We start from the raw sequence: 10310 nt of genomic DNA, 5'->3' as shown, positions 1-10310 counted from the left end.
TGCCACGGTCTCGGGACGCAGATTGGCAGGGGGTGCGGACGCGGCGGACTCACTGGGATTCATGCAGTCAGCGTAATACCGGAGCAGGTTCCGGCGGAAAACGTGTCGGTAATTATCGGTAGGCTGGGAAGGTGAGTACAGAGAGCCGACACGAAGGCGCCGGCCCCCCGCAGCGGCGCGGCCTTTTTATCGCCTTCGAAGGCGGCGACGGGGCGGGAAAATCCACCCAGCAGCGGCTTTTGGCCGAACGGCTCCGTGCCTCCGGGCAGATGGTCGTGACCACACGTGAACCCGGCGGAACTCCTATCGGCGAGAAACTGCGGAGCCTGGTGTTGGACCATGGCCATGGTGAAATCGATGCCCGCACCGAGGCGCTGATCTTCGCGGCCTCCCGCGCCGCGCATGCCGAGCAGGTCCTGCGCCCGGCACTCACCCGGGGCGAAATCGTCATTACCGACCGCTACATCGATTCCTCAGTCGCCTATCAGGGCGGCGGACGTGCCCTGGGCGCCGGCACCATCCGCGACCTGAATGCCTGGGCCACCGGTGAACTCTGGCCGGACCTGACGGTGGTCCTCGATATAGAACCAGCGGATGGGCGCGGCCGCCGCACGGCCGGAATCGCCGCGGAAGACCGGCTGGAGTCCGAACCGGACGACTTTCACGGCACCATCCGGGATGTCTTTCTGGAACTTGCCGCCGCGGCGCCGGAGCGTTATCTGGTGTTGAACGCCGCTCTTCCCATTGGGGAATTGGCGGAGGCGATCGAGGCCCGTGTCGAGGAACTGCTCGCCCGCATGCCGGTGAGGAGCAGGGAACCATGAGCGTCTGGGATGACCTGCCCGGCCAGGAACCAGTCATAAAGCAACTGCGCGGCGCCGCTGAATCGGAATGGCCCACCCACGCCTGGTTGTTCACCGGCCCGCCTGGTTCGGGGCGCTCCAATGCCGCCCGCGCCTTCGCCGCCGCGCTGCTGTGCGAACAGGGCCGCCTTCAGGACCGTGGCTGCGGTTCCTGCCACGCTTGCCACACCGTTCTGGCCGGCACCCACGCCGATGTCACGAATGTCGCGACGGAAAAAGTCACCATCACGATCGCCGAAGTCCGCACCCTGATCACCAAGGCCCAGGACCGGCCCTCCTCGGGGCGCTGGCGGGTGATCATCGTCGAGGATGCTGACCGGATGGCGGAGCGGACCACCAACGTGCTGCTCAAAGCCATTGAAGAGCCGCCGCCGCGTACTATTTGGATCCTTTGCGCGCCGAGCCCTGCCGACGTCATGGTCACCATCCGTTCGCGCTGCCGGCCGGTCAGCCTCCGTGTGCCTCCCCGCGAGGATGTCGCCGCCCTGCTGGTCCGGCGCGACGGCGCGACGCCGGACCAGGCCGACTATGCAGCCCGGGTCGCGCAGAGCCATATCGGCGTCGCCCGGCGCCTTGCCCGCGACGAAGGCGCGCGAGAACGCCGGGCGCAGATCGTCGGCCTGCCCTTGAACCTGAAGTCGGTTTCCCAAGCGGTCATCGCCGCAGGCAAGCTCCACGAACTGGCCAATACGGAGGCCCAGTCCTCCTCGGAGCAGCGCAACGAGATGGAGAAGGCGGACCTGTTGCGCGCCCTCGGCGCCCCGGAGTCGGGGACCTTGCCGCCGTCGATGCGCAGCCAAGTGAAACAACTGGAGGAAGACCAGAAGCGCCGCGCCAAGCGCTCCGTCACGGACGCCCTCGACCGGGCGATGATCGACCTGACCACATTCTTCCGGGACGTGCTGACGATCCAGCTCGGCACCGGCATGGAACTAATCAACGAACAGATTCGTGATGACTTAGAGCATTATGCCGCCGGCACGACGCCGGAATCGACGTTGAGCCGGCTGGACGCCATCGCACAAACCCGCGAACGTCTGGGGACGACCAACGTTGCCCCGCTGCTGGCGCTCGAAGCCATGGCAGTAAGTCTGCTCTAATTAACACTATGCGGGAGAACAAATGGGGATAGCACAACGCGGCCAGAGTGCGTGGAAAGCCACGGCGGCGCTGTGTTCATTGTTGTTGATAACCGCGTGCGTACCCTCTGGGCAGGATGACCCGGGCTCCGAGGAAACAGTTTCCGCCCCTGCAGAAGCCATCGCCGATGCCCCGCAGCCTCTGATGGAGTTCTACTCCCAGACCATAGTTTGGGAGCCATGCGAGGAAACCTTTACCTGCGCCACCATCGAAGTGCCGATGAACTACGAAAACCCCGAGGGCAAGACGCTCGAAATCGAAGCGATCCGGCTGGCGGCATCTGGTTCGGACCCGATGGGTTCCCTGCTGATCAACCCGGGCGGCCCTGGAGCATCGGGCTACGACGCGGTGTTGAATAATGCTTCCGGCATCTCCACTGAGCGGCTGCGCAGCTCCTACGACCTGATCGGTTTCGACCCCCGCGGCGTGAAGCGTTCCAGCCCTGTCGAATGCCTCAGTGACGACGAGCGGGACAAGTTCCGCGCCGAGACATTCGACCTCGAAACCAAACAGGGCCTGGCCGAAGCCCGTACCGCCGTCGCCGATTTCGCCTCCCAATGCGCCCAGCACACCGGCCAAAAGCTCGAGCACGTCGATACGGAGAGTTCGGCGCGGGACATGGATATCATTCGGGCCGTTGTTGGCGAAGACAAGCTCAACTATCTGGGCTTCTCCTACGGCTCTTCGCTGGGTGCCACCTATGCTGAAACTTTCCCTGCGAACGTGGGCCGGATGGTGCTCGACGGCGGCATCGACCAGACGTTGACCAGCAGTGAAATTGTGCTCGGCCAGGCAAACGGCTTCGAGCGTACGTTGCACGCCTACGCCCAGAGTTGCCTGGAGCAGCCTTCGTGCCCGCTCAGCGGAACGCCCGACGAAGCAGTCCAGCAGATCCGGTCGTTGATCGAATCCGTGGAACAAAGCCCGATGACGGCCGAAAACGGGCGGACGGTAACTGCCAGCCTCTTTGTTTCGGGTTTAATCCTGCCGCTGTATAACGACCGGAATTGGCCATCACTGACTGCCTCGCTGGAAGCGGCGTTCAAGGGCAACCCCTCCCCCATGCTGCACCTCGCAGACATCAGCGCCACCCGTCAGCAAGACGGCTCCTACTCCTCCAATTCCTCTGCCGCGTTCACTTCGGTCAACTGCCTGGACTACCCGATGAATCTCGGGCTGGAAGAGATGCGCGCCAACGCCGAACAACTGGACGAGGCATCGCCGACATTGGGACGTTTCCTCGCCTACGGCGCCTTAACCTGCAACGCCTGGCCATACGACGCGGAGGATGGTCCTTCTACCGTGGACGCCAGCGGCGCCAACCCAATCGTCGTCGTCGGCACCACTGGGGATCCTGCGACACCTTACGACTGGTCGGTTGCGCTCGCCGGGCAGCTTGAATCCGGAGTTCTGGTCTCATGGGAGGGGCAGGGCCACACCGCCTACGGCCGCTCCAATGACTGCATCGCCAATGCCGTCGACGACTACTTCATTGAGGGAACTGTCCCCGACGACGGAACCCGCTGCTGAGCAGCCGCCCGCCCGACTCGAAAGTAGCTCCCGTGCTCTGCTAGAGTTATTTCTTGCATATTCAGCCGGGTAATCCCGGTTGCGCAGGCCTCCTTAGCTCAGTTGGTAGAGCGTCTCACTCGTAATGAGAAGGTCGCCGGTTCGATTCCGGCAGGAGGCCCAAATACAAGGTTTCTTTTCTTCCCGTTGCCCGTCGGGACCACACCGTAGCGCGTTTCAATACTGCAAGCGCTCAGCCACTGTCCCGCCTTCCAATCGAAGTCCCCGGTGGCAGACGGCTTCGGCAAAAGCCGCCTCATGAGTTGCCATCACCAAGGTTCCGCCGTTGCGGGTGTGGCGCCGGATCAGCTGCGCCAGAACTTCCCGGCCGCGCAGATCGAGACCCACCGTCGGTTCATCCAGCACCCAAATCGCCGGTCCCGTCGCCATCAACGATGCCAGCGCAAGGAGCCTTCGCTGCCGGAAGCAGAGGTCATGCGGATGAGCATCCAACACGTCCGCAAGTCCGACGTCGTCGAGCGCTTGGAGCGCGAGTTGCTCCGCTTCCTTCGCTGACCGGCCGGAAGCGCGGGGACCGTAGGACGCCTCCCGCAGCGCCGTCGCCTCGAAAAGCTGCTGGTCGGTATCTTGAAAGAGGTAGCCGACCGTCGCCGCAAGTGACCCCGTTGACCGCCCTCGAAGATCCTGCCCAAGCACGCCAACCGTCCCAGTCGTTGGGCGCAGCAAGCCGTTCAGGTGCTGAAGCAACGTGGACTTTCCCGAGCCGTTTGGGCCAAGCACGGCGACGGCCTCGCCGCGGTGAATGTCGAGGTCCGCTATTGATAGGACCGGGTCCTCACCGTAGCTGAACGTAAGGCCGCGAATGAGAACGGCCGACTCTTCTTTCGTCACAGCCCAGGCGCTCGGTGACCCCTTATCAGGAAGTACGCCTTCGATGCCGACCCCGTTCCCCAGCCAACCATTGCCTTCAACTACGCCCAAGCCATCAGCAACCGTAGTGCCATCAACCAGCATAATAACGCGGCTCCCCGAGTCGACGCCGCTGGGAAGCATAGGCTCGAACTGAAGGATGGAAGTTCCTCCCTGCCTCAAGTCAGCCAGCAGCACTTCAATATCACGGCGACCGGTCACGTCGAGCCCCTTGAACGGCTCGTCGAGCACCAGCGAACCGGGATCACCGACGACGGCGGCGGCAATACACACCCGCTGCAGTTCGCCCCCGGATAACCGCCGGGGATCGCGTTCCAGTAGATCGGTCAATCCCACCCTCTCAGCGATGCGCTGCACGAGCGCGTGCATCCGCTCGACCGGAACTCCACGATTGGCCAGTCCGAAGGCGATTTCCTCGGCGACCGTCGCACAGACCATAGACAGCCGGGCGGTCGGCCGCTGCCCAACGTAACCCACGTGTGCGCCCCACGCTCCGAGATCGATCCGCGGGTCAGAGCCGGAACCGTCGAACGTCAGCCGCTCCCCCGAGACCGTGAGGGTCCCGACAAACCGGTGACCCTGGCCAGCGTCGAACTGCCCGGCCACGAGCCCCGCCAGGGTGCTTTTCCCTGAGCCTGAAGCACCGACAACGATCACCCGATCCCCCGCGGGAAGGGTGAATGCAATATCAACCAGCCCCGCACCGTCGTCGTACCTGAAGCTGCGTAGATCAAGCGAGATCATCCTGCCCTCCCGATGTACCACCAGATGCTGAAGACGACGACGGCGGCTAACATGACCCAGCGGACGGTTCGCTGGACCGTTGTATCGGTGTCCGCGCGGTAGCTGGTGCGCGGCACTGTCCCGGCGAAGCCGCGGGCTTCGAGGGTGCGGGAACGGTCACCCGCGTCTATCAGCAGTCCCGCGATGAGTGGCCGCCCCACCATCACCAGCGCCCGCAGCTTCGACAGCGGGTTACGGGTGACGACGAGGCCGCGCGCCCGCTGAGCCTTCATGATCTCAGTTGCCCGCTCCGAGACCAAGGGCGCCAGTCCCAATGCGGCACCCAGCACGAACACAAGTTTACGGTTCCACCGCCGGTGGGTCAGCGTGGCGAGCAGCTCGGATACATCCATGGACAGAACTGCAGTGAGGAGCAGGCCGGCGAATGCGGCTATCCGGGTACCCATGGACAGCGCGAACAGAAGACCCTCCGCGGTGACGGCGGCTATCCCGAGATCGAGCAGAACTGTAGCGCCCTCGGGAAAGAACAGCCCGTGGAGCAGCAGGAGAAAGAGAAGCATCGGTCCCACCAGTACACCGAAGACGACGGCGATGCGTCCCGCACGCCCGGACGTCACCGCCGCCGGAAAGACCACGAGCAGCAGCACCGCAAGCGAAAAACGCCAGTTATTGATCACAAGCACCAGAACAACGAACAGCGCGGCCAGCGTCAGCTCGGTGAGCGGGTTGAAGATTCGGCGGCGAACCCGCACTGGCTCACTTCTCCCCGGCTCTGCCTTCGTCCGGGATGCGCTCCGGGCGGAGGGGCTCCCCCGCTGTCGGCTTCGGAGACGGCTGGCCCAGCAGCACCCGGTGACGCCGCACAAAGGCGAAGGCGTTGCGGGTGCGGCGCGGCAGTGCATACACAATCAGCGCGACCACTGTGAACACGATGAGCTTGTCGATGGTGTCGGACGTCAGCCCCTGCTTGGTCGCGGCCACGATCAGAGTGTCGCCCATGGCGCGGAACGCAGCGACTATCGCGTTGGTGCCGACCGTACCGGCTGCACCGAACATGAAGGCGGCGACAGGAGCCGCCAGCAAACCGCCGACGACGCCGGTCAGCAAGCCCGCGATCGGCGCCAAATAGATGCGGCGGAACATACCCCAGCGGGCGGCGATGCCTGCCAGCACACCAATGGTTGCAGCGCCCGCGGCGAACGGCAAGGCGAACGGATTGAACAGCCCCCAGATCGCATTGCTGAGCACACCGGTCGCGGCACCCGCGGCGGGCCCTGCAAGGACCGCGACGAGCACCGTACCGACGGCGTCGACGTAGATCGGCAGCCCTAGACTGCCTGCCAGCTGCCCGAAGGAGATGTTGAGCGCGATTCCGAGCGGCATCAGCACCACGGCCTGAGTGGTTAGACCGGGCAGGATGCCTGCCACCAGGAGCGCGCCACCCCCGAGGAAGCCCAGGAGTGTGATGAGCCCGGCAGGACTGCCTGGTCCACCAGCAATCTCAGTGGGCTGCACCAGAACCAAGTACAGGTAGGTTGCGGCGATAATCAGGGCGCCGGCAATCAGCAGCACCCGGCGCGACGACGGCGCAGCGGTCTCCGGGGGCAACGTCAGGGAAGAATTCACGGCGGTCCTTACGTACATTAATGCTTCGACGTGGGAGCGCACCTCATGTCACCTCGGCGCAGGCCGGCGGGATCCGCTGGCAGTCCCCCAGTCTACCGAAATCAGACGGCGGCTGCCCGCCTGGCAAGGGAGGCGATCCGTTCGCTCATCAACTCGAAGACGGCCTCCGGGTGATTATCGGTAACAACCCGCGCGTTCGACGGGAGCTTGCGGAAACCTGCGAAGTCACCCACGGTCTGAGCAAACGTCAACGCGGACTCGGTTTCGACGTCGACGTGGGCTTCCCGAGCGGTGAAGCGTGCTTCGCCTGTTGCGACCATTGCCGCGAAGAGGTCGTGAAGGTGGGCGATATAACCCTGGTTGTGGAGCCGGTGGAACTCCATGTAGAAGCGCAGGGCGTCGGAAAGGAACGCAATCACCGGGTTCAACGAGGTGCTGCGCAACCCATCCGCGCCGTCGGCGTGCAGCAGTTCGGGTTGCACACCGGCCGCGATTGACAGCCGCTCTATGTGTTCAGGCCGGCACTCGATCCGCTCAGTGGTCTCAAGGGCGCAAATGATCGGCAGCTTCTCCACCGGCACGCCTTCATACGCAGCGTAGACCTCGCGCGCGGCATGGGGATCAACGTGGGTGTTCCACTCGGCCACCGGCGTGGTGTTCCCCTGGTAGTTGAAGGAACCGCCCATGATGACCAATCCCTTGAGCAGGTGCGGCAGGTCCGGTTCCTGACGGAGTGCAAGAGCCAGGTTCGTGAGGGGCCCCGTTACCAGGCCAGTGATTTCGCCTGGGTTTGCCCGAGCCGCGTCGATCCAGAGGTCGATGCCGGACCGGCTTGATAGCGGTTGTCGGGCAAGCGGAAGAAGCGCATAGCCCAACCCCTGATCTCCGTGCGTGTCCTCGGTGGTAACCAGGGGCATCTCCAGCGGAACTTCCCTGCCGGTCGCAACCTCGACGCCGCTAACCCCGGCCAGTTCGAGCAATCCCACAGTATTTTCAGCAACCTGCGCAGCGGACACATTACCCGCGGTACAGGTGATTCCCTCGATGCGCACATCAGGTACGGACAGCAGATAGAGGAGGGCGACGGCATCGTCAATCCCCGTATCGACATCGAGCAGGAGCCTCGGACGCTGGACAGTCATGGGTTCACCGTAGCAAGCAGGCCGGAGGATCCGGAGTCGCGTGTCTCTGCCACGCCCGGTGGATCGATTGGGCGATCTATGAGCCACCCGCCAGCCGGGATCGGACTATCTCGCTGACGGCCTTGCCGTCAAAGCGGCCGCCAACCCTTGCAGTGACCGGCTTCATGACCACGCCCATTTGGCGCATCGTCGGCTCGCCGCCGTGGACGGTCACCTCGGCGATGACCTCGTCAACGATTGCCTCGACGTCACCGGCGGTCAACGGCTCTGGAAGGTAGGCTTCAATGATTTCGGCCTCGGCGCTTTCGCCGGCGGCACGCTCGTCCTTGCCGGCTTCCGTGTAGATGCGGGCGGTGTCCCGGCGTTTGGCGGCCTCCTTCTGCAACAGGGAGGTGACCTGGGCATCGTCCAGGTCGACCGGGTTCTTTCCGGACTTTTCCCGGGTGGCGATTTCACCCAGGAGGTTGCGGACGGTTGTCAGTGCGGTGCGGTTACCAGCCCGCATGTGGCTGATTAGGTCTTGTTGGAGCGTCTCTTTCAGAGTGCTCATGGTGCTCCTCCGCTCATCGAGCTGGTCCTGATTACTGACCCGCCATTGATCGTTCATCGATCCGTTCCGGCAATCCGTAGTGGGCAAAGGTCTCGGGATAGAGGAAATTGTGGTGCCCGATGATCCCGTCGTCGCGGGCTTCGATGATCTGAAGAGCGAACGGCTCCCAGACCCCAGGCGTGGCTTCATGATACGCGCCGAAACCTGCGGTGCCATTGACCGCGACCGGAATGAGGCGGCTGTCCTTGCACACGATTCCCTGCCCGAGGAACCAGGCCGCAAGCTCATCAGGGCCACTGAGCCAGAGGTTGAACGGCGGCATCGAGAGGACGACGTCGTCGCGCAGCAGTGAGACGAGACGGGTGATGTCATACGCCTCGAACGCCTCAACGTAATCGGCCAGCAACTTGGCGTGCTGTGGGTCTGCCGTTGGCGTCAGTCCTGCGCGGCGGCGGGCAGCGAGGGTGGTCCGGGCGCGCTGCAAGGCGCTATTGACGGAGGCGACAGTCTGGTCAAGCAAGGACGCGGCTTCACTTGCCTTCCACGCCAGGACCTCACACAGGATGAGGACCGACCGTTGCAGCGGCGGCAAATGCTGCAACGCGGCGACAAAGGCGAGCCGGATCGACTCCCGCGCCGTCGCGACCATGGCCGGATCTGCAGTGAGGTCGATGACCGCTTCGTCGGCGATGGGCTGGACAAACACGCTCTCATGGGCGGGCGCACCGAGAACGACGTCGGCGGTCGCCGTCGAAGGCCCCATCTCCATGGGTAGGGCCCTCCGCTGGGGGCTGCGGACCATATCGATGCAGACATTGTGGGCGATCTTGAACAGCCACGTCTTGGTAGAGGAACGGCGTTCGAATTGGTCCTGGCTGTTCCAGGCTTTCACCATCGTTTCCTGGACGGCGTCCTCTGCCTCGAATGCCGATCCCAGCATCCGGTAGCAATACCCCATTAGGTCCTTGCGGGAGCTTTCGAGAATTTGCTCTAAATCGTCGGAGCTGGACTTGGTTTGGTCCGGATCGGTCAGCGGCTGCATGGCATTGAGCCTAATCACGGCGGTGAGGGATTGCGAGGAAACGGCCGGAAATTTTTTCGTCCCGGCCGATGATTTTCCGGATCAGGAATCGTCTGCAGGAGGTAAGCGCGCCAAACCAGACGCTCGGCAACCCAGGAGAACATCATGCCAACGAATGTCTTCATCAACCTGCCCGTCAACAACCTGGAGAAGTCGAAGGAGTTCTACACCAGCCTCGGATGGAAGCTGAACCCGGCATTCAGCAACGACGACGCCGGCGCCATCTCCATCAGCGACACCATCCACATCATGATCCTCACTCATGAGCATTATGGGCGCTTCGTGGACAAGCCGATTGCCGACACGTCCACCACTTCGGCCGTCATCAACGCCGTCAGCGTCGATTCCACCGACGAAATCGACGTTCTGGTCGAAAAGGCAGTAGCGGCCGGAGCCAAGGAGGGAGCGCCGCAGGACTATGGGTTCATGCGGTCGCGCGCCTTCGCCGATCCGGATGGACACCAGTGGGAAGTCATGTGGATGGATCCGATCGCGGAAACCGGGGACTGGGAGGCTGTGCAGGAGAAGTATCCGCAGGCCGCAGAAGCTCAGTCCTGAACCGGATGAAAGGGGCACCTCGGGACGCGGTTCACACCCGCCCGAGGTGCCTCTCCGCGTCGTCGACGCCGTCAAAAACCGCCTCCGCACGGCGTTTTACGCTCAACACAGGAGACGTGGCGGGAGTTGCCGCGCTGTCGAGCCGC

The 10310-nt window shown here is 63.6% G+C and carries 10 protein-coding genes and 1 tRNA gene; 5 read left to right on the top strand and 6 right to left on the bottom strand.

Features of this window, described 5'->3' with window-relative positions; genetic code table 11:
* Nucleotides 1-131 precede the first annotated feature (131 nt).
* The 4 genes from tmk to Y707_RS0113390 all read left to right on the top strand — a co-directional run bounded on the left by tmk (nucleotide 132) and on the right by Y707_RS0113390 (nucleotide 3693).
* The gene (gene tmk / locus Y707_RS0113405; protein WP_051441989.1) at nucleotides 132-824 is read left to right on the top strand and encodes a dTMP kinase; all 693 of its coding nucleotides are present in this window, start codon (nucleotides 132-134) and stop codon (nucleotides 822-824) included.
* Complete coding sequence (locus tag Y707_RS0113400) at nucleotides 821-1963, top strand: DNA polymerase III subunit delta' (protein WP_026535472.1); 1143 nt, start codon at nucleotides 821-823, stop codon at nucleotides 1961-1963. The genes tmk and Y707_RS0113400 overlap by 4 nt, the downstream gene beginning before the upstream one ends.
* A 22-nt stretch (nucleotides 1964-1985) precedes the next feature.
* Nucleotides 1986-3533, top strand: coding sequence for an alpha/beta hydrolase (locus Y707_RS0113395; protein ID WP_026535471.1), 1548 nt, complete (start codon nucleotides 1986-1988; stop codon nucleotides 3531-3533).
* An 87-nt stretch (nucleotides 3534-3620) separates the two neighbouring features.
* Nucleotides 3621-3693, top strand: a tRNA-Thr gene (locus Y707_RS0113390).
* 56 nt (nucleotides 3694-3749) lie between these two features.
* Here Y707_RS0113390 and Y707_RS29040 read toward each other — a convergent pair.
* From Y707_RS29040 to Y707_RS0113360, 6 genes are all read right to left on the bottom strand, one after another.
* On the bottom strand, nucleotides 3750-5207 hold the full coding sequence (locus Y707_RS29040; RefSeq protein ID WP_051441988.1) for an ABC transporter ATP-binding protein: 1458 nt from the start codon (nucleotides 5205-5207) through the stop codon (nucleotides 3750-3752).
* Nucleotides 5204-5959 (bottom strand): energy-coupling factor transporter transmembrane component T, encoded by a 756-nt coding sequence (locus Y707_RS25935; protein ID WP_162150222.1) that lies wholly within the window; start codon nucleotides 5957-5959, stop codon nucleotides 5204-5206. The genes Y707_RS29040 and Y707_RS25935 overlap by 4 nt, the downstream gene beginning before the upstream one ends.
* A 4-nt stretch (nucleotides 5960-5963) precedes the next feature.
* Nucleotides 5964-6833, bottom strand: a complete 870-nt coding sequence (locus tag Y707_RS25930; protein WP_253905170.1) for an ECF transporter S component — start codon at nucleotides 6831-6833, stop codon at nucleotides 5964-5966.
* Between the two features lie 101 nt (nucleotides 6834-6934).
* Nucleotides 6935-7975 carry a nucleoside hydrolase gene (locus Y707_RS0113370; protein ID WP_026535470.1) on the bottom strand — a complete coding sequence of 347 codons (1041 nt, stop codon included), beginning with the start codon at nucleotides 7973-7975 and terminating at the stop codon, nucleotides 6935-6937.
* A gap of 76 nt (nucleotides 7976-8051) precedes the next feature.
* Complete coding sequence (locus Y707_RS0113365; RefSeq protein WP_026535469.1) at nucleotides 8052-8525, bottom strand: GatB/YqeY domain-containing protein; 474 nt, start codon at nucleotides 8523-8525, stop codon at nucleotides 8052-8054.
* A gap of 31 nt (nucleotides 8526-8556) precedes the next feature.
* Nucleotides 8557-9567, bottom strand: a complete 1011-nt coding sequence (locus tag Y707_RS0113360; protein WP_051441986.1) for a sigma-70 family RNA polymerase sigma factor — start codon at nucleotides 9565-9567, stop codon at nucleotides 8557-8559.
* A gap of 144 nt (nucleotides 9568-9711) precedes the next feature.
* Between Y707_RS0113360 and Y707_RS25925 the strand changes: the two genes are divergently transcribed.
* Complete coding sequence (locus Y707_RS25925) at nucleotides 9712-10164, top strand: VOC family protein (RefSeq protein WP_051441985.1); 453 nt, start codon at nucleotides 9712-9714, stop codon at nucleotides 10162-10164.
* Nucleotides 10165-10310 lie beyond the last annotated feature (146 nt).

The sequence above is a fragment of the Arthrobacter sp. H14 genome (assembly GCF_000520495.1).
In the GTDB taxonomy this organism is placed as follows: domain Bacteria; phylum Actinomycetota; class Actinomycetes; order Actinomycetales; family Micrococcaceae; genus Arthrobacter_C.
Note: the sequence above shows the minus strand (reverse complement) of the source record. Positions and strands in the feature narration are given on the sequence as shown.

What these genes read in the sequence shown, in the direction of transcription:
- Y707_RS25925 (WP_051441985.1), top strand. Translation starts at nt 9,712, where the DNA reads ATGCCAACGAATGTCTTCATCAACCTGCCCGTCAACAACCTGGAGAAG.
- Y707_RS0113365 (WP_026535469.1), bottom strand. Translation starts at nt 8,525, where the DNA reads ATGAGCACTCTGAAAGAGACGCTCCAACAAGACCTAATCAGCCACATG.
- Y707_RS0113400 (WP_026535472.1), top strand. Translation starts at nt 821, where the DNA reads ATGAGCGTCTGGGATGACCTGCCCGGCCAGGAACCAGTCATAAAGCAA.
- Y707_RS0113395 (WP_026535471.1), top strand. Translation starts at nt 1,986, where the DNA reads ATGGGGATAGCACAACGCGGCCAGAGTGCGTGGAAAGCCACGGCGGCG.
- Y707_RS0113360 (WP_051441986.1), bottom strand. Translation starts at nt 9,567, where the DNA reads ATGCAGCCGCTGACCGATCCGGACCAAACCAAGTCCAGCTCCGACGAT.
- Y707_RS0113370 (WP_026535470.1), bottom strand. Translation starts at nt 7,975, where the DNA reads ATGACTGTCCAGCGTCCGAGGCTCCTGCTCGATGTCGATACGGGGATT.
- Y707_RS29040 (WP_051441988.1), bottom strand. Translation starts at nt 5,207, where the DNA reads ATGATCTCGCTTGATCTACGCAGCTTCAGGTACGACGACGGTGCGGGG.